25 protein-coding genes are annotated in these 24,012 nt (G+C 61.8%); 16 read left to right on the forward strand and 9 right to left on the reverse strand.

The window, feature by feature from the left end; translation table 11 throughout:
- Positions 1-116: 116 nt before the first annotated feature.
- From AB4048_RS10855 to lysA, 7 genes are all read right to left on the reverse strand, one after another.
- Positions 117-629: a L,D-transpeptidase family protein gene (locus AB4048_RS10855; protein ID WP_442201959.1), complete on the reverse strand. Its 513-nt coding sequence runs from the start codon at positions 627-629 to the stop codon at positions 117-119.
- 29 nt (positions 630-658) lie between these two features.
- Entirely contained in the window at positions 659-1,633 is a 975-nt protein-coding gene (locus tag AB4048_RS10860) for an ABC transporter ATP-binding protein (RefSeq protein WP_442201960.1), read from the reverse strand.
- Positions 1,630-2,628 carry an ABC transporter ATP-binding protein gene (locus AB4048_RS10865; protein WP_442201961.1) on the reverse strand — a complete coding sequence of 333 codons (999 nt, stop codon included), beginning with the start codon at positions 2,626-2,628 and terminating at the stop codon, positions 1,630-1,632. The genes AB4048_RS10860 and AB4048_RS10865 overlap by 4 nt, the downstream gene beginning before the upstream one ends.
- 11 nt (positions 2,629-2,639) lie before the next feature.
- Entirely contained in the window at positions 2,640-3,530 is an 891-nt protein-coding gene (locus AB4048_RS10870; RefSeq protein ID WP_442201962.1) for an ABC transporter permease, read from the reverse strand.
- Positions 3,527-4,465 (reverse strand): ABC transporter permease, encoded by a 939-nt coding sequence (locus tag AB4048_RS10875; RefSeq protein ID WP_442201963.1) that lies wholly within the window; start codon positions 4,463-4,465, stop codon positions 3,527-3,529. The genes AB4048_RS10870 and AB4048_RS10875 overlap by 4 nt, the downstream gene beginning before the upstream one ends.
- A 135-nt stretch (positions 4,466-4,600) precedes the next feature.
- Complete coding sequence (locus tag AB4048_RS10880) at positions 4,601-6,187, reverse strand: ABC transporter substrate-binding protein (protein WP_442201964.1); 1,587 nt, start codon at positions 6,185-6,187, stop codon at positions 4,601-4,603.
- A gap of 170 nt (positions 6,188-6,357) precedes the next feature.
- Positions 6,358-7,797, reverse strand: coding sequence for a diaminopimelate decarboxylase (gene lysA / locus AB4048_RS10885; RefSeq protein ID WP_442201965.1), 1,440 nt, complete (start codon positions 7,795-7,797; stop codon positions 6,358-6,360).
- Positions 7,798-7,917: 120 nt separating this feature from the next.
- Here lysA and AB4048_RS10890 point away from each other — a divergent pair, with 120 nt between their 5' ends.
- The 11 genes from AB4048_RS10890 to AB4048_RS10940 all read left to right on the forward strand — a co-directional run bounded on the left by AB4048_RS10890 (position 7,918) and on the right by AB4048_RS10940 (position 18,008).
- A complete protein-coding gene (locus tag AB4048_RS10890; protein ID WP_442201966.1) occupies positions 7,918-8,844 on the forward strand; it encodes a LysR family transcriptional regulator in 927 nt (308 codons plus the stop codon).
- Positions 8,845-8,945: 101 nt separating this feature from the next.
- Positions 8,946-9,215, forward strand: a complete 270-nt coding sequence (locus tag AB4048_RS10895) for an acylphosphatase (RefSeq protein WP_442201967.1) — start codon at positions 8,946-8,948, stop codon at positions 9,213-9,215.
- Positions 9,216-9,375: 160 nt separating this feature from the next.
- The gene (locus tag AB4048_RS10900; protein WP_442201968.1) at positions 9,376-10,014 is read left to right on the forward strand and encodes a Rieske 2Fe-2S domain-containing protein; all 639 of its coding nucleotides are present in this window, start codon (positions 9,376-9,378) and stop codon (positions 10,012-10,014) included.
- Positions 10,014-10,859, forward strand: a complete 846-nt coding sequence (locus AB4048_RS10905; RefSeq protein ID WP_442201969.1) for an aromatic ring-hydroxylating dioxygenase subunit alpha — start codon at positions 10,014-10,016, stop codon at positions 10,857-10,859. Before AB4048_RS10900 ends, AB4048_RS10905 begins: the two co-directional genes overlap by 1 nt.
- Positions 10,856-11,515, forward strand: coding sequence for a glutathione S-transferase family protein (locus AB4048_RS10910; protein WP_442201970.1), 660 nt, complete (start codon positions 10,856-10,858; stop codon positions 11,513-11,515). The genes AB4048_RS10905 and AB4048_RS10910 overlap by 4 nt, the downstream gene beginning before the upstream one ends.
- A 1-nt stretch (position 11,516) precedes the next feature.
- Complete coding sequence (locus tag AB4048_RS10915; RefSeq protein ID WP_442201971.1) at positions 11,517-12,896, forward strand: amidohydrolase; 1,380 nt, start codon at positions 11,517-11,519, stop codon at positions 12,894-12,896.
- A gap of 20 nt (positions 12,897-12,916) precedes the next feature.
- Positions 12,917-14,014 (forward strand): BMP family ABC transporter substrate-binding protein, encoded by a 1,098-nt coding sequence (locus AB4048_RS10920; protein WP_442201972.1) that lies wholly within the window; start codon positions 12,917-12,919, stop codon positions 14,012-14,014.
- 4 nt (positions 14,015-14,018) lie between these two features.
- The gene (locus tag AB4048_RS10925) at positions 14,019-15,542 is read left to right on the forward strand and encodes an ABC transporter ATP-binding protein (RefSeq protein ID WP_442201973.1); all 1,524 of its coding nucleotides are present in this window, start codon (positions 14,019-14,021) and stop codon (positions 15,540-15,542) included.
- Complete coding sequence (locus AB4048_RS10930; RefSeq protein ID WP_442201974.1) at positions 15,539-16,639, forward strand: ABC transporter permease; 1,101 nt, start codon at positions 15,539-15,541, stop codon at positions 16,637-16,639. The genes AB4048_RS10925 and AB4048_RS10930 overlap by 4 nt, the downstream gene beginning before the upstream one ends.
- Positions 16,636-17,547, forward strand: a complete 912-nt coding sequence (locus tag AB4048_RS10935; protein WP_442201975.1) for an ABC transporter permease — start codon at positions 16,636-16,638, stop codon at positions 17,545-17,547. Before AB4048_RS10930 ends, AB4048_RS10935 begins: the two co-directional genes overlap by 4 nt.
- A 134-nt stretch (positions 17,548-17,681) precedes the next feature.
- Positions 17,682-18,008, forward strand: a complete 327-nt coding sequence (locus AB4048_RS10940; RefSeq protein WP_442202009.1) for a low affinity iron permease family protein — start codon at positions 17,682-17,684, stop codon at positions 18,006-18,008.
- A 5-nt stretch (positions 18,009-18,013) separates the two neighbouring features.
- Here AB4048_RS10940 and AB4048_RS10945 read toward each other — a convergent pair whose 3' ends face one another.
- The gene (locus tag AB4048_RS10945; RefSeq protein WP_442201976.1) at positions 18,014-18,403 is read right to left on the reverse strand and encodes a low affinity iron permease family protein; all 390 of its coding nucleotides are present in this window, start codon (positions 18,401-18,403) and stop codon (positions 18,014-18,016) included.
- A 146-nt stretch (positions 18,404-18,549) separates the two neighbouring features.
- A complete protein-coding gene (locus AB4048_RS10950; RefSeq protein ID WP_442201977.1) occupies positions 18,550-18,807 on the reverse strand; it encodes a GlsB/YeaQ/YmgE family stress response membrane protein in 258 nt (85 codons plus the stop codon).
- Between the two features lie 248 nt (positions 18,808-19,055).
- Here AB4048_RS10950 and AB4048_RS10955 point away from each other — a divergent pair, with 248 nt between their 5' ends.
- The 5 genes from AB4048_RS10955 (at position 19,056) to AB4048_RS10975 (ending at position 23,810) form a co-directional block, all read left to right on the forward strand.
- Positions 19,056-19,400, forward strand: coding sequence for a hypothetical protein (locus tag AB4048_RS10955; RefSeq protein ID WP_442201978.1), 345 nt, complete (start codon positions 19,056-19,058; stop codon positions 19,398-19,400).
- Between the two features lie 384 nt (positions 19,401-19,784).
- Complete coding sequence (locus AB4048_RS10960) at positions 19,785-20,498, forward strand: LuxR C-terminal-related transcriptional regulator (RefSeq protein ID WP_442201979.1); 714 nt, start codon at positions 19,785-19,787, stop codon at positions 20,496-20,498.
- 510 nt (positions 20,499-21,008) lie between these two features.
- Complete coding sequence (locus AB4048_RS10965; protein WP_442201980.1) at positions 21,009-22,496, forward strand: phage tail sheath family protein; 1,488 nt, start codon at positions 21,009-21,011, stop codon at positions 22,494-22,496.
- Positions 22,497-22,557: 61 nt separating this feature from the next.
- The gene (locus AB4048_RS10970; protein ID WP_442201981.1) at positions 22,558-23,082 is read left to right on the forward strand and encodes a phage tail protein; all 525 of its coding nucleotides are present in this window, start codon (positions 22,558-22,560) and stop codon (positions 23,080-23,082) included.
- An 11-nt stretch (positions 23,083-23,093) separates the two neighbouring features.
- Positions 23,094-23,810, forward strand: a complete 717-nt coding sequence (locus AB4048_RS10975) for a hypothetical protein (protein ID WP_442201982.1) — start codon at positions 23,094-23,096, stop codon at positions 23,808-23,810.
- Positions 23,811-24,012 lie beyond the last annotated feature (202 nt).

Raw genomic sequence — 24,012 nt, forward strand, 5'->3', positions numbered from 1 at the left:
GCGGCTAGCGCAAGCGTCGTGAGAAATGATGACGCCCGCTGGAACGGGCGTCGGATTGTTGACAGACCATCCGTTCCCGGCTCAAGGCCGGGATGACGGAACCGGTTGCCGGTTGCCTAACGCCCGCCGCTGAAGACCAAATGCGTGTCGGGCTGGGCGAGCGCCAGGAACGCCAGCAGGTCTTCCTTCGAAAGTGCCGCGCAACCGGCGGTCGGGGAATAGTCCGGCCGGGCGATATGCAGGAAGACAGCACTGCCCTTGCCGGCAACCGGCGGATCGTCGTTATGCCCCAGGACGACGACGCAGTCATAGAGGTCGTCATCCCGCCAGAGTTCCTCATGGCTGGCTTCGAAAGGCAGCCGCACCTGCCGATTGTAGCTTGGATGCGAAGGCTCGTCGCACCAGCCATCCAGCCTGTCGATCGGATGACAGGGAAAATGCGGCGCCGGCGCGGCCATCAGGTCGGCACGGTAAAACACCTGGCGGATCGGCCAACGCCCGATCGGGCTTGCACCGTCGCCCTCGACCTTATCCGTGCGCAGGCCGCCGCGGCCGACGGCACACCGCCAGCGCTTGTTGCCATACTCGGCCGTCCAGCCGTCTCCGTCTCGAGCAACGATCAGATCCAAGCCCCTCTCCTTTCCTGAAAACGCCCCGGTCATTGATCCAGGGGAAAATGACATGCGACAGCCCGGCCGCCCCGATCGGACAGGACCGGCTCCTCCGTCCGACAGATCGCCTGCGCAAAGGGGCAGCGCGTGTGGAACCGGCACCCTGAAGGCAGGTTCATCGGGCTCGGAATATCCCCGACCAGTATCGGCCTTTCGCGGTTCCTCTGGTGTGGATCGGCGCGCGGAACCGCCGAGATCAGGAACATCGTGTAGGGATGCCGTGGATTGGCGAAGATCTCTTCCGTGGTCCCGACCTCGACCATCCTTCCGAGGAACATCACCCCGACGCGATCGGCGAACTGCCTGACAACGCTCAAATCGTGGGTGATGAACAGATAGGTCAGCTTCAGCCGCTCCTGAAGGTCGCGCAAGAGGTTCAGGACCTGGGCCTGAATCGAAACGTCGAGCGCCGAGACAGCCTCGTCGCAGACGACGAACTCGGGGCTGTTGGCGAGCGCCCGTGCAATGCCGATGCGTTGCCGCTGCCCGCCGCTGAACTGGTGAGGGTAGCGGTTCAGCAGATGCTGGCGCAGCCCAACCATGTCGAGCAGTTCCTTGCAGCGCTCCTCGATCTCGGCCGCGGTGCCGAAGCTGTGGGCACGGAGCGGCTCGGCCAGGATGTCCTTCACTCGCATGCGCGGATTGAGGGAGGCGAACGGATCCTGAAAAATGATCTGCAGCTTCTTGCGCATCGCCCGCATCGCGGTGTCGCTGAGCGCGTGCAGGTCCTGTCCACGATAGCGGACGGAGCCTTCCGTCCGCTCGATGAGCCGCAGCATCACACGGCCGAGCGTGGTCTTGCCGCAGCCGGACTCGCCGACGAGCGCGAATGTCTCTCTTTCATGAATATCGAGGGTTATGCCATCCACCGCACGAACGACACGCTCCTTCGAGCCGAAGAAACCCGAGCTGAGCTGGTAGTGCTTGCTGAGCCCCTCGGTGGAGATGAGGACGTCGTTCATGGCGTTCCTCCCTGTTTGTCGTGCAGCCAACAGCGAACCTTGTGACCGTTGCCGAGCTCGGTGAGCTCCGGCGGCTTGATCTTGCAGATCGGCATCGCATCTCCGCATCTTGGATGGAAACGACAGCCCCCGGGAAGCTTGGCCAGGTTCGGCACCACGCCCGGAATGCTGTTCAGCCGGTTCCCGCCGCGCTTTTCGGTCGCCTTCGGAATAGAGGCAAGAAGTCCCCGCGTATAGGGATGCGACGGCCGGTCGAAGAGATCGAAAACGCTCGCCTGCTCGACGATCTGCCCTGCATACATCACGTTCACCTCGTCGCACATCTCGGCGATGATGCCGAGGTCGTGGGTGATCATGACGATTGCCGTGCCGACCCGGTCGCGCAGCGCAACCATCAGCCGCAGGATCTGCGCTTGCGTCGTCACGTCGAGCGCCGTCGTCGGCTCGTCGGCGATCAAGAGCTTCGGCTCGCAGATCAGGCCCATGGCGATCATCGCCCTTTGCCTGAGCCCGCCCGACAACTCATGTGGATAGGCTTTGAGGCGTGCAGCCGGCTCAGGTATGCCGACCGTCTCGAACATGTGCAGCACCTTCTCGCGGATGGCGCGCCTGCTCAGATCGGTATGGATCGACAGCGGCTCCCCCACCTGCTGGATCATGGTCTTCACCGGGTTCAGCGCCGTCATCGGCTCCTGAAAGACCATCGAGATGTCGCGACCGCGCTTGCGTCGCATCTGGTCGGCGGTGAGCCGCGTCAGGTCGGTGCCGTCGAGGAGGACGCTGTCGGCGCTGATCGTGCCCGGCGGCGATGGCACCAGCCCCATCAGGGATAGCGCCGTCATGCTCTTGCCCGAGCCGGATTCGCCGACCAGGCCGACGATCTTGCCATGGCCCACGTCGAACGACACGCCGTCGACGACCCGCACGGGGCCGCGCTGGCTCTTGAATTCGGTGCGCAGGTTGCGCACGCTCAGCAGTGTGCCTTGCTCTGTCATCGCCGCGCCCCTCAATCCTTCATGTAGGGATCGAGCGAATCACGCAGCCCGTCGCCGATAAAGTTGAAGGCCAGCACCGTAATCAGGATCGCCACGCCGGGCATGATCGCGACGAGCGGCGCCGAGAAGAGGTATTCCTTGCCCTTTGCCACCAAGAGCCCCCAGCTGGCTTCAGGCGGCTGAACGCCGACGCCGAGGAAGCTGAGGCTCGACTCCCACATGATGGCTTCGGGAATGCTGAGCGAAAACAAAACGATCAGCGTCGGGACGACGTTGGGGAAGATATGGCGGATCATGATCGTGGTATTCGTCGTACCGTTGGCGCGAGCAGCCTCGATGAACTCCTTCTCCTTGACCGCAAGCGTCTGGGAACGCACCACGCGCGCAACGCCCGCCCAGCCCACGAGGCTCAAGGCAATGAAGATGTTGAAGAGGTTCGCCCCGAGCGTATACATCACCACCATCGCCAAAAGCAGCGACGGAAAAGCGATCATCGTATCGGCGAGGCGCATGATCACGAAGTCGGTCCTGCCCCCGCAATAGCCGCTGATGATGCCCATGACGGCGCCGATCGCCAGCGAAATGAAGCTGGGAACAATGCCGACGACGAGCGAAATCCGCGCGCCGTAGAGAATCCGTGTCAGCAGATCGCGGCCGAAATTGTCCGTGCCGAGCCAATAGGTCATGGACGGCGGCAACAGCTGCTCGTTAAGCGCGACGCGGTAAGGATCGTGGTGACTGATGAGCGGCGCGAAGAGCGCAACGAAGATGAGCGCTCCGACCAGGATCAGGCCCGTCATCGCCATGCGGTTTTGACAGAATATCCTGATGGCATCGCGAAGGAAGCTGTCGTTTTCGGCGCTGTCGGAGAAGTCTTCCGTCGTTTCGGCGAACTGCGTCATTTCGATCCTCCCTTCATCTGGTGGCGGATGCGGGGGTCGAGGACCGAGTAGAGAACATCGGCGATCAGGTTCCCGAAAATGACGAGGACGGTCGCAAAGAGAACCGATCCCTGCAGCAGCGGCATGTCGCGCGCCTGGATCGCATTGACGGAGATGCGGCCGACGCCGGGAATGCCGAAGATCGCTTCAGTGATGACCGCTCCCGACAGAAGGCTCGCAACCTGGATCGCCATGATGGTGACGACGGGAATGAGCGAGTTCTTCAGCGCATGCCGCCGGATGACGAGGATCTCGCGAAGGCCTTTGGCTCGCGCCGTACGGATATAGTCGTGGCGCATGACTTCCAGCAGGCTGGAGCGGGTCAATCGGGCAATAACGCCGGCAGAGCTCCAACCCAGCACGATGGCCGGCAGGATCACGTATTTGAAGCCGTAGAAACCTGAAACCGGCAGCCATTTCAGCTTCAAGGCAAAGATGTATTGCATCAGCAGCGCCGACCAGAAGATCGGCATGGACACGCCGATGAGCGAGAAGCCCATGAAGAAATGGTCGAGCAGAGAGTCGCGCCGCACCGCCGACAGGATCCCCGCGGGAATGCCGATCACCCAGGACACGAGCGCGGCGGCAACGGCGAGCATCAGCGTGTTCGGGAAGGCGTTGAGGATGAGCGTCGTGACGCTGCGGTTCAGTTTGATCGATACGCCGAGATCCCCTTGCAGCGCGGCGACGACGAAGCGGAAGTAGCGCGTGAGGAGCGGATCATCGAGGTGCATCTGGGCGCGGACGCGGTCGATCACATCGGAGCTTGCGTGCTCCTTCATCATCAGCGCGACGGGATCGCCGGGGATCACGTTGAGCATGATGAAAAGCAGCGCCGTGATACCGATCAGAACGGGGATCGAAACCGCGATGCGCTTTATCACGAAGATCAGCATCGAAAAATGTCTTTCATTGTACCTCGCCTGAGCGAGTGATGCGGGCAGATCTGCCAGCGCTAATGCTTGGAAACAGTGATCGTGCTATCGAATGTAGCGGTCGCCTGGAAACGACGACCGCCACCCCGAAGCGCCTTATTCGACTTCCATCTTGTAGTAGCTCATGTCGCTCCAGCCGTTCCACGGCACCACGAAGTTCTTCACCCGCGGCTGAACGACATAGGTGTGATCGAGGCTGAACAGGGGCACCCATGCCGCGTCGTCCTGCACGATCCGATCGGTCATCTTGCGATAGAGCGCGCAGCGTTCTTCGGCATTGGTCATCGTACGTGCCTTGTCGAGCGCGGCGAAGACTTCGGCGTCGTTGTTGTTGTAGCCGCGAACGGCCGTCCCGCTCTTGCTGAAGAACGTATAGAAGAAATTATCCGGATCGTTGAAGTCGGCGGACCAGTTCTGCGTGTAGTTGTCGACGGTTCCGGCCTTGCGGTTGGCGAAATAGGCCGACTCGTCCATCGTCTTGATCTGGGCGTTGAAGCCGGCATCCTTGATCTGGGCCTGAATGATTTGGTTCATGTCAGACCATTTCGAAGACCAGCTGCTGACCTGGGCCAGGTTGATGTCCACGCCGTTCGGATAGCCCGCTTCGGTGAGGAGCTGCCTGGCCTTCTGCGGATTGTATTCGATCGACTTCGCCGGCTCGTAGCAGACGAGACCGCGCGGCATGACGCCATCTTCGATCTTGCCCTTGCCGTAGAAATTCTTCTGAAGAATCTCGTCGCGGTTGATGGCCATCTGGAACGCCTTGCGGACGCGCACGTCGTCGAAGGGCTTCAGCGCCTGGTTGATGTGGTAGTAGTAGATGCCGACGCGCGGGCCGGAGCGGATCTGGTCCTTCCACTTGTCGCTGCTTTCGAAATAGGGCAGCTGCGTCGGCGCATAGTCGACGTCGAAGACATCCAGTTCGTCGGATTCGAGCAGCAGCCGCAGCGTCTCTGAATCCGCAACGACGCGGACGATGATCTGGTCGAGCTTCGGACGACCGCGATAGTACTTGTCGTTGGCGGCGAGCACCTGGTTGTCGTTGAGATTGTATTCCTTCAGAACGAACGGGCCCGTACCGTTGGTCGTCTCCGGCGAGAGACCGTACTGATCGCCGAGCGGCTCGGTGAACTTGCGATTGTAGATCGAGGCGCCAGGGCTCGCCATCAGGGCGATGAAGGCTGCGTAGGGATCTCGCAGGACGACCTTGACGGTGTATTTGTCCACCGCCTGCAATCCGCGTACCGTGGTCGCGGTCCCATCCAGACGCTCTTTGGCGCCATCGACGAAATCAAGGAGATCGGTGCTCAGCGCCTTGGTCTTCGGATCGAGCATGCGGTCGAAGGTGTAGACCACGTCGTCCGAAGTCAGTTCCTCGCCGTTGTGAAAGAGCACGCCCTTGCGCAGATGGAACGTGTAGGTCTTACCGTCCTCCGAAACGTCCCAGCTCTCGGCAAGACCGGGCACAAGCGACGATTGACCCGGGGCGGTCGTTTCGGCCTCGACCAGCCGATCGTAAACATTGAGCGGCAGCGTATAGAAATCCTGCGTCTTCTGGACGTCGACCGTCTTGGGATCTTCAGGATAGGCAATTCGCAGGACATGGTCGGCCGCGAGTATCGGCGATGCGAGAGCAAGCGTGACCAGCCCCGTCGCCATCAGAAATTTCACTTTGTTAAGCATTTGTCTTCCCTTCTTTTTTGTTCCCCGATCCGGATTGACGTGTACGGCGACCTTAAAAGTCGCTGCCCGCGTACCGGCCGTTGCATTCTTCCTGTTTCGTTTCTGTGCCGCAGGCCGTCGCCGGCCCGACATGTCGCCAGACGTTGCGGACTTCACCCCGAAGCCCGGACCTACAGGAAACCGTGAAAACGGCCTCCAAGGCCATTCCATCTCCAGAGCCGATCCATCCGCCTACGACCAGGCCTCGTTTCGAGGGCAGTGTCGGTGGTCGGTTGAATAGACCCGGATACCGCCTGTACCGTCGCACGTTGCCATGCCTGCGCTTCCTCGAGCTTCAGCACATCCTTGATTAGTTGTCTGCGCCGAATTGTCTTGAAACGGTCACCGTCCACAAGCACTTCCGCGATGAGATCCCGCGAATTGTATGTGGACGCCATGGAGGCGCAGTAAGCACCCGCGCTTCCGAAAGCCAGAAGGTCGCCCGCCTTGAGGGACGGCAAGCCTGCATATGTGCCGAAGATGTCGGAGCTTTCACAGACGGGACCTGCAATCTGATAGGTGCACACTTCCGCATCCGGTTTCCGACGCACCGGAAGCACCGGATGGACGGCGCCGTAGAGCGCGGGGCGCATCAGGTCGTTCATACCTGCATCGACAATCGCCGTGGAGCGATCGCCGGTCTCCTTGATATAGAGGAGTTCGGTGACGAGCAGGCCCGCCTGCCCCACCAACCATCGACCTGGCTCAACCGTCAAAGCGCAGCCGACCTCGCCGACCGTCTCCGCAACGATTTTGGCATACTCAACGACGTCCGCGCCGGCGCCTTGACCATAGCCGATGCCGATTCCACCTCCGAGATCGAGCCTCGACACTTCGAGACCCTGGGCGCGCAGCGATCCGATGAGCTCCGCCATGCGGGCATAGGCACTGCGATAAGGCGATAGATCGAGAATCTGGGATCCGATGTGTACCGCAAGACCCACCACCTCAAGCTCAGGGGTGGCGACCGCCCTGGCGTAGAGCGCCGGTATCTCATGAAGGGCGATGCCGAACTTGTCGCCCTTTTTGCCCGTCGTGATCTTTGCGTGGGTTCGCGCATCGACGTCCGGATTGACGCGTAGCGCGACCGGCGCACGCCGGCCCTGAGCCTTCGCCACCGCTATGATGGCATCAAGCTCGGCTGCGGATTCGACGTTGAATTGATGAATGCCGACTTCAAGGGCGCGCGCAATCTCGGCGCGCTGCTTGCCCACGCCGGAGAAAATGATCTTCGAGGCCTGAACGCCTGCTGCCAACGCCCGCTCGAGTTCTCCTCCCGACACGATGTCCATGCCGGCGCCGAGTTCGGCGAGCAACCCCAGAACCGCCACGTTGCCATTTGCCTTGACGGCAAAGCAGATCGCAGCCCCAACCGAGGACAAAGCGCCCGAAAGCGTCCCATAGGCTTCGCGTATGGCGCTCGAGGAATAGCAATAGAACGGTGTGGGGATTCTCTTCGCGATCGCCGCGATGCTCACATCCTCCAGATGGAGGGCGCGCTCGCGATAAACGAGCTTCTCAGGGCCTCCATTGTCGTTACGATAAGAAATCGGCGTCGCGTCGTAGGTCACGATGAAATTTAGCCTTATATAATTTCCTTCATAAACATGATCTCAGACAACCGTGCACCTTCAAAATACATAATATGTGCGCTCTAATTCATTTGAGATATATGGACCGAAGGCGACCGAATGCGGCTCAACCAGCGTCAAATCGAAGTTTTCAATGCCATCATGATGAACAAGAGCGTGACTGCCGCCTCGACCGCGTTGAGAACCTCGCAGCCGACGATCAGTCGCGAATTGCGCGATCTGGAAAAATATCTCGGCTTCGATCTGTTTCACCGGTTCGGCAAGCGGCTCACTCCAACAGAACAGGCGCAAATGCTGCATGCGGTGGTCCGGCAATCGTTCGTCGGAATGGAGGAAATCAGCCGTGCCGCGACTGCCATCAGGGGGCACAATGCCGCGCGGCTGCGGATCGCCTGCATACCAGCCTTCGCGGAAGCAATCCTTCCCCTCGTGGCACAACGTTTTCTCAAGCATCATCCGCACGTCAACCTCTCCATGCATTCGCTGGAGGAAGTGTCTCTCTGGAACGACTTGACGGCCTTCATGTTCGACCTCGGGCTGACGGAGAACACCTATCACCATGACGGCGTCATAACGGAGAGCATCGATGTCGGAGAGGTGGTGTGTGTGCTTCCGGTCGGGCATCCGCTGGCGGCCACCGCCGTTCTGCAGCCGCAGGATTTCGAAGACGTCGAATTCGTCTATTTCTCGCAAGGCGATCCCTACCGCCGCAAGCTCGACGAAATCTTCGATGCGGCAGGTGTATCCCGGCGCTTCACCGTCGAGACGACGACGGCAGCCAGCGTCTGCTCGATGGTCGCCGCCGGTGTGGGTATCTCGATCGTCAATCCTTTGACCGCAGCGCACTATGCGGGCAAAGGCATCGTCTTGCGAAGGCTCAGCGTTCGATTGCCCTATCGGCTCAACCTCTGGAGGCCGACAAAGGGCCCCGGATCGGTCCTCGCCGACGAGTTCACGCAGGTGCTGCGCCAGGTGGCCGACAATATGGCAAAGGGTCAAAGAAACGCGTTTGCGTCGAACGAATAGGGTCGGTCGCGGCGGGCAGACCGGTTTTCTCGAAAAGCCCTTCCGTGCGCTCACGCAAGCGCTATGCTGTGTACGCACGCTAACCAGATACGAGAAACTTTATGACGCAGCCCCATCGGCACCACTTCCAGGAACGGATGACTATCCTCGGCGATCTAGAAGCCTCATCTTTCCTCCCCTGGATCCGGCGCCACGCCGACAAGCTCGGGCTCTCGCAGGCCATTTCTCATAGCAGTTCCAAACGGATCGATATCGAAGTCGCCGGCCCCGTGGAGCTGATAGACATGATGGAGATGGGATGCTCGCTCGGCCCCATTGACGTCTGGGTTGAGACGATCGAGCGCACTCCCCTCGCCGGTAGCAAAGGCTAGGCCGAGGAGACACATTTAACAGCATTTACAGGCTGTGCACTTTATTTAATCAAGATTGCTAATGCAGATTGTTTATGCAAACGTGGCGACGCTGAGCAGCAGGCCGTCAACGGCCGTGTCGCACTCAGCTAGGCTTTGATGCTGTTCAGAAAGTTGAGTCATGTTATCCGATACGACGGGCTGTTGGACGCCAGTCGCCCTTTCCGCGGATTTGCCAGCGGGAACCGTAATGCCGGCGCGGACACCAGCCGGATCGATTGCCCTCTGGCGCAGTGACACCGGTCGCACCTCGGCCTCGGCGGACCGTTGTCCGCATCGCGGCATGCGCCTTTCGCACGGCTTCGTCCGCGGCGAGGCCCTTAATTGCATCTATCATGGCTGGAGCTATGGTCAGACCGGAAGCTGCGTGAGAATCCCGGCACATCCGGGGCTTACGCCGCCGGAATCGATCCGTGTCGCGACGTACGCGGTAGAAGAGGCCGATGGCGTCATCTGGGTTGCCGTTGGCCAGCCCTCCGCTGAGACCCCGCGGTTCGAGGGACTTACCCCCCTTCGCTCCCTGACATTTCGCGCGAGCGTCGCGGCGATCGAGGCCTCGGCAGGTGCGAAGGCGACCGCCGAGGGTCTTTTGAACCTCCAGAAATTGCGTTTGCTGCTCGCTCCACAGGACGACGACCAGACGCTGGTCCATGTGCTGCTGCAGGAGAGCAGCGACCCCAGCGATCGCATCTCGGCGTCACGAGCTGCTGACGCTTTGCGGCGGCTGGCCGAAGACCTTCAGAGGAAAGGGATCGCGTGATGGCCAAGGACGCGATGATCGACGAGTGGTATCCTGTCGGCCTCTTCAGCCAACTCGACAGGAACGGACGCAAGACGGCGCTGATGGGCGAGCCGATCGATGTGGCGCTCGAGGCCGACGGCACGGCCAAGGTGACGGGTCTCAACGGCCGCGCGCTCCCCGTGCGCGTGCGCTACGGCCACGTCTGGTCTTCCCTTGGCGAGCCCACGAAGGACGTTTTTCCGATCCCCGAGGCCGACCAGCCTGGCCGTCGCTTTGTCGATGTGGGCGTGGTGCGCGTGCGCTGCTCGCCCTTGCGCGCCGTCGAGAACTTCCTCGACATCGCGCATTTCCCCTTCGTGCACACCGATATCCTGGGGGCGGAGCCTCACACCGAGGTCCAGAACTACAAGGTCGAAATCCGCGAAGACGTGGACGAGGTCTGGGCAACGCAGGTGAAATTCTACCAGCCGCAGGCCGCCAAATCGGCAAGCGGCGGCATCACCACCGAATATATGTACCGCGTCCCCGCACCAACCTGCTCCGTCCTTTACAAAACCTGCCCGCCCCGCCCGAGCGAATGGGACGTCATCACGCTCTTCGTTCAGCCGCTCGCTGAGGATCTGTGCGACGTCTGGCCGTGGATGGCGCTCTTCGACGATGATACGCCGATGACCGACCTCATCCACTTCCAGCAAACGATCTTCCTGCAGGACCGGTCGATCCTGGAGAACCAGATTCCCCGGCTGCTGCCTCTCGATCCGGGCATGGAAATTCCAACGCGCGCCGACCTGACCTCGGTCGCCTATCGACGTTGGCTGAAACGCCACAACTATACCTACGGCGCACAGCTGGTGGCCCAATGAAACTCTATGACTACATCCTCTCGCCCAGTTGCTACAAAGTGCGCCTGATGGCGGCACTGACAGGCGTGAAGCTGGATATTCGACCGGTGGATTTTCACCCCGGGCTCGAACATCGCGGTCCTGAACTCCTGGTGCTCAATCCGGCTGGCTCCATTCCAATTCTGGAAGACGGCGACCTGATCCTCACCGAATCCTCCGCCATGCTCGCCTACCTCGCGGCCAAGGCCGCGCCGGAATGGCTCGGAGCCGGCTCTCCGGAGGAAACGGCGCGGATCGAGCAGTGGCTTTCGTTCTCGGGCCGGTTGACCGCCAGCCTCGGCGGGGCGCGCCTGCACGAGATGCTACTGCGTCCCGGCGATATCGACGCCTTGCAAGCCCAGGGCATCGCCGCGCTTCGCGAGCTGGAATCAGGCTTGGTCGAACAGGGCGTTCGCGGCATGCGGTTCCTCGCATCGGCCCGGCCGACGATCGCCGATATCGCCTGCTTCCCCTACATGGCGCTCGCGCCCGACGGCGGCGTAGCGCTCGACCCGTACCCCGCCATCCGGCTTTGGTCCCGTGCGATCCGGAGCCTTTCCAACTTCATCGAAATGCCCGGCATTCACCGGCTGCATGAGTTGAAGCCCGAGCCCGCGATCGAAGCGGCAAAGGTGTGACATGGCCGGCTACCTGCTGAGAAACTGCGCGGCGGTGATCGTGGACGACGGCAAGGGCCCACGCGTCCACCGTGACGTGGATCTGCTGACGAACGGCCCCGCCGTAACGGCCATTGGCGCAAACCTTCATCAGGGCGCGCTGCCGGCCGACACGATCACTGAGGACGCCAGCGGCTGGTTCGTCTATCCCGGGCTCGTCAACACCCACCATCATTTCTTCCAATGCTTCGTGCGCAACCGCGCCGATCTCGACTGGACGAAGCTGTCCGTCATCGAATGGCTCGACCGCATCTATCCGATCTTTTCGCGGCTCACCGAAGATTGCTTCTACCACTCGTCAGTCACGGCGATGGCCGAGTTGATCAAGCATGGGTGCACGACAGCTTTCGACCATCAATACAATTTCCCCCGGCATGCCGGCAAACGGTTGATCGACCGTCAGTTCGAGGCCGCGGAGTTGCTTGGAATGCGTTTTCACGCGGGGCGCGGCGGCAATACGCTGCCGAAGTCGGAGGGCTCGACCATTCCGGACGCCATGCTGGAGACGACGGACGAGTTCATCGCCGATTGCGCCCGCCTGATCGACACCTACCACGACGCCAACCCGTTCAGCATGCGCCAGGTCGTGGTCGCGCCCTGCCAGCCGGTCAACTGCTATCGCGAGACCTTCGTGGAATCTGTCGCCCTGGCGCGGGATCGCGGCGTGCAGATGCACACACATGTGGGCGAAGGCGAAAGCCCGGTCATCGAGGCCCGTCACGGCATGCGGACGGTCGATTACTGCGAAGAGCTCGGATTTTCAGGGCCTGATGCCTTCTACGCCCACTGCTGGGAACTCTCCCACGCCGAACTGAGAAAGATAGCCGCGAGCGGCACCGGCATCTCGCACTGCCCCGAACCGGTCTATCTGGTCGGCGCCGAGATCACGGATATTCCGGCGATGTCCGCCTTCGGCCTCAGGGTGGGCCTCGGCTGCGATGGGGCGGCCTCGAACGACAATTCGAACCTGATGCACTGCGTGCACTCCGCCTACATGCTGCAGTGCTTGACGGCGTCGACGCGCGCGCATCCCGTGCCGCCGCCGGTCGATTTCCTGGGGTACGCTACCACGGGCGGCGCCAGCCTTCTCGGCCGCCGCGACATCGGCCGGCTTGCGCCTGGCATGGCCGCCGACCTGTTTGCGATCGACACGCGGCGCATGGACTATGTCGGCACCCGGCACGACCCGCTGAGCCTGATCGCCAAGGTGGGTATCGGCATGCCGACCGACATGACGATGATCAACGGGCGTATCGTCTGGCAGAACGGCGAATTCGCCGGTATCGACGAAGCCCGGTTGTTTGCCGAGGCGGAAGCCGCTCTGGCCACTATAGATTTCTAGAACACGAAAGGGGAACCAACATGACGAACATCACCCGTAGAACCCTCATGCAGGGCGTTGCCGCCGCCGGACTTGCCGGCGCCTTCGGGAGCCGCGCTGCATTCGCCGCCGACGCGCCGCTCGGCATCACCCTCGTCGTGCCCTCGCCGATCGGCGATGTCGGCTGGGGCCACGCGCTTCAAGCCGGCCTCGAACCGGTCAAGGCAGCCTATGGTGACAAGGTGAAGATCACCGTGCTCGAGAACATCGCGGAAGGCCCGGATGCCGACCGCATCATGAACAAGACGGTCGCTGACGGGAACAACTTCCTGATCGCCGGCTCCTTCGGTTATCAGAACGGCGCCCTCCAGATCGCCCGCCGCAACCCGAAGGTCACCGTGTTGCATGCCTCCGGTTTCGAGGTGGCCCCGAACTTCTCGCCGTTCGCCGCCAAGAATTTCGAAGGCACATACCTGCTCGGCATGGCGGCCGCGGCCGTCTCCAAGACCGGCAAGCTCGGCTCGGTTTCCGCCTTTGCCATTCCGGAACTGATCGCCTCCATCAACGCCTTCACGCTCGGCGCCCAGGCGGTCAACCCGAAAGCCGAAGTGTCGGTCGTCTGGGTAAACTCTTGGTTCGATCCGGCCAAGGAACAGGAAGCAGCCAAGGCCCTGGTCGCGCAGAATTGCGACGTCATCTTCTCCAACGCGCAGGACACACCGTCGGTCGTGGCGGCCTGCGAGGAAGCTGGCGTCTATTCGCTGAACCTCAACTCTTCGATGAAGAAATACGCGCCGAAGTTCTACCTCGGTTGCGCCGCGACGGATTGGTCGCCCTTCTTCAAGGCTTCGGTTGACGCCCATCTCGCCGGCACCTTCAAGGGCGCCAATGCCTTCCTCGGCATGGCGGAGAAAGTCGTCCATGTGACCGACTGGAGCCCGAGCATCCCGGCCGATGTCATGACGAAGATCAAGGAAGTCGAGGCCAAGATTGCCGACAAGAGCGCCTCGCCGTTCGCCGGACCGATCAGCAAGGCCGACGGCAGTGAAGCGGTCGCCTCCGGCGCGACACTGTCCGATGCCGACATCATCGCCATGGACTGGCACGTCAAGGGCGTGACCACGCCGCTGCCGAAGTAAGCCCATGACCGCCCCGCTCCTGTCGCTCCGCGGCATCTCGAAGGCCTACGGCCAGATCCATGCCAACCAAGGTATCGATCTGGACGTCGCTCCGCGTTCGATCCACGCGATCCTCGGAGAGAACGGAGCGGGCAAATCGACGCTGATGAAGATGATCTACGGCGTCGAGCAACCAGACGACGGAACCGTCGTCTGGGAAGGGGAAACGCTCGCCCTTGCCTCTCCCGCGGAGGCAAGGCGCAAGGGCATCGGTATGGTCTTCCAGCACTTTTCGCTGTTCGAGACCCTGACGGTGGTGGAAAACATTCACCTCGTCGTGCCGGGCCGCAAGGCCGATCTCATTGGACGCATCCGCGCGCTTGGGCGCGACTTCGGCCTGGAGGTCGATCCGCTCGCGCATGTGCACACGCTTTCCGTCGGAGAGCGGCAGCGGGTGGAGATCATCCGATGCCTGATGACCAATCCCAAGCTGCTGATCCTTGACGAGCCGACTTCCGTGCTGCCGCCGCAACTGGTGGGCAAGCTGTTCGAAACCTTGCGACGTCTGCGCGATGGCGGAGTTTCGATCCTCTTCATCTCCCACAAGCTGGAGGAAATCCGGGCGATCTGCGACCGGGCCACCATCCTGCGAGCCGGACGAGTGACCGGGAATGTGGATCCGCGCGAACACGATGCCCACGATCTTGCCCGCATGATGATCGGCCGCGACATGCCGGAGCCGATGCCGGCGCTGCCGCACTCCGGCGGCGAAAAACGGCTCGAAATCGTGGGCCTCGACCACCAACCGGACGATCCCTTCGCGGTGTCGCTTTCGAATATCAACCTGACAGTGCGGGCCGGCGAAATTTTGGGGATCGCAGGCGTTTCCGGCAACGGCCAAAGCGAGCTCGCCACCTTGATATCCGGTGAACAGGTACTGCCACGCGCCTCGCGCGACCGGATACTCATGATGGGAACGGACGTGGGCACGCTCGACGCGGCAGCCCGCCGGCGGCTCGGATTTGCCTTCGTTCCCGAAGACCGGCTCGGACGCGGCGCCGTGCCCGAAATGTCGCTCGTCCTCAACAGCCTGCTGACGGCTCATCCGCTGGAGCTTGTGCGTCGCGGTCTGGTCGACAAGGCGAAGGCAACGGCCTTCACCAAAGATTGCATCCGTCAATATGATGTCCGCACGCCCGGCCCCGAAGCCGAAGCCGGCTCGCTCTCCGGGGGCAACCTTCAGAAGTTCATCGTCGGCCGAGAGATCATGCTGGCACCGAAACTGCTGTTCGTGGCGCAGCCGACCTGGGGCGTCGACGTCGGCGCGGCCTCCGCCATTCGCCGGCGGCTGATCACGCTGCGCAACGAGGGCATGGCCATCCTCGTCATTTCCGAGGAGCTCGAGGAGCTCTTCGAACTCTGCGATTCCATCCAGGTGCTCTACCACGGCACCCTCAGTCGGCCGCTGGTCCCCCGGGACACGAAGCCCGAGGACATCGGCCGATACATGATCGGGGCACAGGTATCATCGGAGAAAGCCCTGGCATGAGCATTTCGTCCACCGCCTTCCTTCCGACCTTCGTCCGCCGGGAGCGCGCGTCGCTCGTTGCGACAGTGCTCGCGCCTGCGATTGCGCTCATCGTGGCCACGATCCTCAATCTGGGCCTCTACGTGCTGATGGGCCGCGATCCGGCCGCCGTCGTCTACGCGATGCTGCTTGAGCCGTTCCTGTCCTGGGCCTCGTTCTCGGAAGTGCTCTTGAAGTTCGGCCCGCTGCTTCTCATCGCGCAAGGACTTGCGATCGGCTTTCGCGCCAAGGTCTTTAACATCGGCGCGGAGGGCCAGTTCATTCTTGGCGCGCTCTTCGCCTCCGCGATCCCTATCTACTTTCCGCAGGCGACGGGTCAGTGGATCTGGCCGGCGATGCTGCTGCTTGGCGCGATCGGCGGGGCGCTCTGGGCTTCGCTCACCGCATTCTGGCGCGTCAGGCTCAATGCCAACGAAATCCTCGTGTCGCTGATGCTGAGCCTCGTCGCGGCGCAGTTGCTCTACTACCTGCTCCTCGGCCCTTGGAAGGACCCTCACGGCTTCAATTTCCCGCAGTCCGTGATGTTCCAGTACGATGCGACGGTGCCGCTTTTGATTTCGGGCACCCGCGTCAACGTTTCGCTGCTGATCACGCTTGTCCTCTCGGCCGTGGCCTGGGTCTTCATGCAGAAAAGCTTCACCGGCTATAAACTCCAAGTCGGCGGCCTCGCACCACGGGCGGCCGGCTACGCAGGCTTCAATGAGGGCTGGGCGATCTGGCTGTCACTGCTCATCGGCGGCTTTGCCGCCGGCCTTGCGGGTGCCGCTGAGGTCGCGGGCCCCCTCGGGCAGCTGCAGCGCTCGATCTCGACCGGCTATGGCTATGCCGCCATCATCGTCGCCTATCTCGGCGGACTGCACCCGATCGGCATCGTTTTCTCGGCGCTGATCATGGCGGCCCTCTATATCGGCGGAGACAATGCGATGGTGTCGGCGAACCTGCCGATCGCTGCCGTTCGCGTCTTCCAGGGCAGCCTGCTCCTCGGCTACCTCATCGCCATCGCCTTCGTGCGCTACCGTCTCGAATGGCCACGCGCCACCCACCGGAGTCAATCATGAACGCCATAGAGTTCATCATTGCCGGCATGCTCGCGGCCGCGACGCCGTTTCTGCTCGCGGCACTCGGCGAGCTGGTCGTCGAGCGAGCGGGCGTTATGAATCTCGGCGTGGAAGGCCTAATGGCCTTCGGCGCGGTGCTCGCCTTCATCATCGTCTATCACGGCGGCGGCCATGTTCTCGCCTTCGTCGCCGCGGGAGCCGGCGGCGCTGCTCTTTCGCTCGTCTTCGCCTTCATCGCGCTCGGCTTTAGAGCGAACCAGGTGGCGACGGGCCTGGCGATCGGCATCCTCGGACAGGGCCTTTCGGCGCTTTTTGGCAAGAGCTACGAGGCGCTCACGGTCACCGGCATCTCGAAAATCGCCCTTCCATTGCTTGCCAAGATCCCGGTCATCGGCGGTCTTTTCGTTCAGGACATCGTCGTGTGGCTTTCGCTTGCCGCCACCCTCGGCATATGGGCGATGTTTGCGTACACGAAGACCGGCCTTGTCATCCGGGCCATCGGCGAGAACCCGAAAGCGGCCCACGCCATCGGCTATCCTGTTATCGCCGTCCGCGTCGCCGCGATCGCGTTCGGCGGAACGATGGCGGGCTTCGCCGGCGCTTATGCAGCGGTGGTCTATACGCCGCTCTGGGCCGACGGGATGATCGCAGGGCGCGGCTGGATCGCAATCGCCCTTGTCGTCTTCGGCACGTGGCTCACCGGCCGGATCTTCCTGGGAGCCTGCCTCTTCGGCGCCGTATCCCTGATGGGACTGGCGGCTCAGGCAACTGGCGTGGGCCTTCCCTCGCAACTTCTGTCCAGCCTGCCCTATCTGGTCACGATCATCGTGCTCGGGATAATCTCCGCCGACCGCCGCTTGCTGAAACTGAACGGCATCGCCTCGCTCGGAGAACCCTTCGAACGTTGACCCCCTTCTAGGGCCGCCTCCCCCGGGCGGCCTGCTCTTTGAGAGCGCATCGGGCGACCAATCCGATCCGGCGGGAACCCGCTGGCTCCTGGCGCATTCTTTCGCCAATGGCCACGCGATCTCATTTTCTCCGCATGTCGGAAACCGCCGTAATGTTGGCAGGGCATCACCTCATGCTGGCCGGCGTCGTTATTGCCATTGCAGTGTGGTGTGCTTTCGGGATTGCTATGGGCTTACCTCAGGAGTGGTTCCTGCTCTCCAACGCTGTTGGAACCATAACCACGCTGTTTCTGCTGCTCCTGATGCAGCACTCCCAAAATCGGGACACCCAAGCACTACAGGCAAAGGTGGACGAATTGATCCGCTCGAGCGATGCCGCCGGGAACCACTGGATCGGCGTCGAGCAACATGAGGTCCACGTGCTTGAAGCGATGATTGGGGATCGCCGGGCGGATGGCTGACGCGATCAACGCCCCGCCTCGGCCTTCTCGTCCGCCACTTCTTCGACGCACTCAGCCTTCTCGGCCAGCGTCTTGCTCATGTCTCGAAGCTCCTGCTCATCGAGCTTCTCGATCCCCACGAACTTGTTCTGGGCCTGCGACGTCAGGATCAGTTCGTCGAGCTTTGCCTGCAGCGCCTTGCCGTCGCGGTTTTGAGAGTTCTGAAGCACGAAGACCATCAGAAACGTTATGATCGTGGTCGACGTGTTGATGACGAGCTGCCACGTCTCGGAGTAACCGAAGAAGGGGCCTGATACCGCCCAAACCAGGACGAGCGCAACCGCGGCGACGAAGGTCGCGGGCTTGCCGGACAGGTCGGCAATGACGGTTGCAAATTTGGAAAAGATTTTCGACATCGCGTTTTCTCCGGGCCGCACTAGCGTGCGATAACGCCGAGATCACGCCGCTGTTCCACGCCGGACGAAAATGCCCGGTCTCGTCCCGGCGTTACAAATCTTGTCGGGGCGAGACGCCGTCAGTCGATGGACATTCTGGCGAAGCGTCAGACAGTTCGCCTGAACATGCGCGCGATCGCGATGAGGATGCAGGCTCCCACGAAACCGGCGATCAAATATCCCACCCATCCGCCCAAGACGACCCCGAAGAGCGACAGGATGGCGTTCGCCACGATTGCTCCGACGATGCCGAGTATGATGTTCATCAGCACGCCCATATTGCTCTTCATGAACATTTCAGCGAGCCATCCTGCGATGCCACCGATGATGATTGCGGCGATCCAGCCTGTGCCTGCATTTTCCATATGAGTTACCTCTGATTGATTTCAGGATGAACTAGCGTCGGCGAGCGACCTTTCAATCGGCGGCGACGCGGAGCTTCCGTCATTTTTGCGGGATTTGGCCACCGGGCGAGCCTCCAGGCGGAGCTTGATGCCAGGTCGTTGGGCAACAGCAGGCGTCGGCGATAGTCCGGCAGCAATAAAATGAAACGCCTTCCCCTGGAACTTCCACCAGCGGCGGGGATTAGTGGGCATGATCGAAGGAGAAACGGATGCCTGACAACACAAGCAAATCGCCAGCAGTGGAATCCATGGAGCAGGAACAGGCAAAGCAGCGCGACAAGGCAGCGAAGGGAGAACTCGACAGGGGACTTGAAGACAGCTTTCCGGCCTCCGACCCCGTGTCGATGACGAGGACGAGCATTCCGTCCGGTCGCACCGATGCGGAGGAAGCCCAACGCGTGAAGATCAATCCCGATCCGACGGCGCTGACGCCGGTCGCAAGCGAGGACGCGCGTTCCGTAACGGACGGCATTAAGAACATCGTCAGGGAGCGCCCGCTTGCGGCTCTCGGGGTTGTTGCCGCGCTGGCGTTCCTATGGGGCGCCTCCCGCTGAGGCATATGCTCAAAATTATTTTGGGATCGTTTCGCTAAACACAGCTCCCCGACCGCCTTTGGCCGGCCAATCTCGTCGGCCTGCTCGAGGCGCGCAAATTAACAGGATCACTATTTATTTAAGGAATATAAGATAGATAGGTGGCAGCGGCTCCAGTCCTGCATGAACCAACTTCCCTGTCATTTCCCTGTTGGGAGTTGGTGATCTAAAAGACCCGCGCGCGGCAATATGCCCAGGCCCACCCGTGCTCTTTTAGGCACCGTCTTTGCCGCGCAGTCTTGCCGTTTGGCAAAACAGTGGCCAAAGTGACTATCAAGCAGAAGAAGAATGATCCACGCCGGGACGGCGGACGCGCTCGATCGCTCGTTCGCAGATGGAGACGATATGGCCCAGGAAGCTCATTCATTTCCCATACTCTGCGACGATGCGATGCGGATCGGACGGGAGCGTCCAAGGGTCTTCGTTCTCAGCGACACTCGCCTGCTGCGCGAGGGAGTGGCGTTCGCCCTTTCCACGCAAACGTCCGTTCAGGTGGTCGGCCAGTCCGACCTGTCGATACCACCGCGCCGTATCGCAGATTTCAATCCCGACGTCCTGATCCTCGATATCGCCGTGTCCAGCGGGCTTGATTGTTCCGGACCCATCCGCGCCGTTATGCCTGATGTGAAGATCGTCGCGCTTGGGGTTCCCGAGGTCGAGCATGTCGTGATCGCTTGCGCCGAAGCCGGCGTTTCTGGATTCGTTTCTCCCAGCGGATCGGCCAATGACGTCGTGGCAGCCGTGCACTCGGCAATCCGGGGCGAGTTAGTCTGCTCTCCCCGCACCGCCGGCATGCTTCTTAACCGCGTCATAACGCACGTTCCCCGGCCTTTGCCGAGAGCGGAGGGCGAGATGCTGACCCCGCGCGAACGTGAGATCGCCTCGCTGATGAGCGAAGGCCTGTCGAACAAGCACATCGCCCGGCAACTCGGCATACAGAACGCAACCGTCAAAACCCACGTTCACAGCATTCTAAGCAAAATGCGGGTACGCCGACGCGGCGAAGCGGCCGCGCAACTGCTGCACTCCGGCGGCAACGGCAACGACAGTTTCCAATAGCCGCCTGCCGATAGCCAGCACCAGGAGATCTTGGATCTGCCGGCCTCAGCCGGAGACCACGAGCGCCTGCACTCAACCTCGGGCGAAAGGTCTACATCTTCGCGCTGGGTGCGCCTAGACCGTTTGGCCCATTCGCATGCTTTCGGTGAGTGCGACAATTCCATCACCCACGCGAGCCAAGTGATTGCTAATATTCGCAGTAGTTGCAAAAAACGAAGGGACATCGACCTAAGATCATCGATGGGAACGTTGCGCCGGAACGGCTTTGCCTAGGGCGCAGGAAACATCATAACCAAATCAAGAGAAGAGAACGCCCCGGATTTCGGACGGGCGGGAGGTGAGATGCATGAGCCATGGCTCTGAGTGTCAGCTCCCAGTCCGCGCGTTTGCATCGATGATCTTTGATGTCAGACAGGACAGGTTCGAAAACCGCAGCGCCTGAGCGCTGCGACCGGAGCTAATTCGGCCGCAGAAAGCCCACGCGACGCATTGATCGAAAGAGGCTTTGCAATGCCTGTAGCTCTTCTCCAGCCCGGTGTTTATATCGAGGAACTTTCGAGCGGCGTGCGCACCATCACGGGCGTTGCCACCTCCATCACGCTGTTCGTCGGCTGGGCCCCGCGCGGTCCCATCGACAAGGCGACGCGGCTCACGAGTTTCCCGGACTACGAGCGCGCCTATGGCGGTCTCGACGCGCGCGCGCTCCTCGGCTATTCCGTGCGCCATTTCTATGACAATGGCGGCTCGGACGCCTATATCCTGCGGATCGCCGCTGCGGACGCCAAGACCGGCGATTGCGACATCGGCGACCTTCACATTCCAGCCAATTCTCCCGGCGCCTGGGCGCATAGCTACAGCGTCCAGCTGACGCAACGCCCCGACGATGCAACGCGCTTCCGGCTCGACGTCATCCTGCCCTCCAGCAACAATGCCGTGTTGGAATCCTTCACCAACCTGTCGATGGATCCGGCTGATCCCCGCTTTGCGCCGGCCGTCATCAATGGCCGCTCCGGTTTCCTCGACAAGCTCACAACTACCTCCACGACGACGCCCGGAAACGGGACAGTGGTCCTCGACAGCACCACCCCGGGTGTGGATGGGACGGTGATCGGGCCTACGGATTCGACATTCCGCACGGCGCTGACGACCCTTTTCGACGTCGGCGGCATCGCCGATCGCATCGATCTTTTCAACATCATCTGCGTGCCCGGCCTCACAGAGCCGGCCACTGTCGCCAAGATGCAGCAGCATGCGCATGAGCGGCGGGCTTTCCTGATCGTCGATTGCGGCGATACGGAAACGGTGGCGACGGTCGTGGGTTCGCTTGCCGGCAAGACTGGCGTCGATGCCTCCTATTCAGCTCTTTATTTCCCCTGGGTGCAGGCGCCAGACCCGCTGCAGCAGGGCGCATTGCGCGCATTTCCCCCATGCGGTTTCGCGGCCGGCATCTTTGCCCGCACCGACGCTTCGCGCGGTGTCTGGAAAGCGCCGGCCGGAACCGAGGCCAGCCTCACGGGTGCGACCGGGCTTGCGATCACCATGAGCGACGCGGAGAACGGCCAGCTCAATCCGCATGCGGTCAACTGCCTGCGCACGCTGCCGGTCTACGGCAATGTCATCTGGGGCGCGCGCACGCTCGACGGCGACAATGACCGAGGCTCCGAATGGAAATACCTGCCGGTGCGTCGCATGGCGCTATTCCTGGAGGAAAGCCTCTATCGCGGAACGCAATGGGTCGTCTTCGAGCCCAACGACGAACCGCTCTGGGCGCAGATCCGGCTCAATATCGGCGCGTTCATGCAAGGCCTGTTCCGGCAGGGCGCCTTCCAGGGCACCACCCCACGCCAGGCCTATTTCGTGAAATGCGACAGCGAGACGACCACGCAGGCTGACATCAACCTCGGCATCGTCAACATCTTCGTCGGCTTCGCACCGCTCAAGCCCGCGGAATTCGTCGTCATCAAGATCCAGCAGATCGCAGGGGACATCCCGACATAAAGCCGCATGACGTCCGACCATTTTCCGACCTCATGTTCGAAGGCGTTGAAAGGAGACATTTATGGCTCAGTTTTCCGTCAACCCGCAGCGCTTCGATCCCTATAAGAACTTCAAGTTCAGGGTGAAGTGGGACGGCCGCTATGTGGCCGGGATCAGCAAGGTTTCGGCCCTCAAGCGAAGCACCGAGGTCGTCGAGCATCGCGAAGGCGGCGACCCCTCCTCCAGCCGCAAGTCGCCGGGTCGCACCAAATTCGAAGCGATCACGCTGGAGCGCGGCGTCACGCACGACACCGAGTTCGAAAAATGGGCCAATAAGGTCTGGAATTTTGGCGCTGGCCTAGGCTCGGAGGTGTCGCTTCAGGATTTCCGCAAGGACCTCATCATCGAATTCTACAACGAAGCCGGGCAATTGGCGCTTGCCTACAAAGTCTTCCGCTGCTGGGTCTCCGAATTTCAGGCCCTGCCGGACCTCGATGCAAACGCCAATGCCGTGGCGATCCAGACGCTGAAGCTTGAAAACGAGGGCTGGGAACGCGACACGGCCGTGACAGAGCCGGCCGAACCCCGGTTCACCGAACCGGCTTGACGAGGCCGATGATGACGCGTCCCTCAAACCACGATCGCGAAACGAGCATCCTGCTCTTGTGGGAACGCGCCGTCGGCCTGTCGCGCTGGCAGCGAGACGATGCGTTGTTTTCCGAGCATGGTGCGCTGCCTCGCGGACTGGGCGCCAGGAACGCAGCCCTCCTCGGTGTGCGAAGCGCGCTGTTCGGTACGGCATGGCCGCTGAAAAGCAGATGCCCGGCATGCGGTTGCGACTGCGAGTTTGAGATCGACAGCCCCTCCCTTGCTGAAGAACTCGATCGGCTGGTGCCACGAGAGACGAGCGTCGCGATTGCGTGCGCAGGGCAGCCCGTCGTGCTCCGAGCGCCCGATATCGACGACCTCAGGGCAATTTCGCACTTGGAAGACGACCGCAAAGCGACCCGTGCCCTGCTTTCCCGCTGCCTTTCCGGCGATCTCGACCTCTCGGGGATGGACGAGGAAGCGATCGATGACCTCGCGACCGGTCTGGAAGCGCTCGACCCGGCGGCCGTCGTCACCTTCGGCTTGTCCTGCCCCGCCTGTGCGGGCGAATGGTCGGCCGTGATCGATGTCGGCGATGCGCTCTGGACCGAATTGCGGCATGCCGCGGAACGGTCACTGATGGAAGTGGATGCCTTGGCGCGCACCTATGGATGGACCGAGGATCAGGTGATGGGCCTGTCGCCGACCCGGCGCGCCGCCTATCTGCAACTTTCGGCGGTGTCATGACGCACTTTCTCGACAATCTCGTCCGCATCGCCCTCAACCGCGCACCCGCCAACGCGGCGCACATCTCCTTGCCGTCAAGATTTGCCGAACCTTCGGCAGCAGCGGCCTTCCCCCCCGATTTCAACCGCGCAGCTGCGGAAACGGCCGACGGCATCGACGCAATCCGGCATGCGCCTTTATCCTCGGATGCGAGCAACCCGCC

Source organism: Rhizobium sp. RAF56, from assembly GCF_052113965.1.
In the GTDB taxonomy this organism is placed as follows: Bacteria; Pseudomonadota; Alphaproteobacteria; order Rhizobiales; family Rhizobiaceae; genus Rhizobium.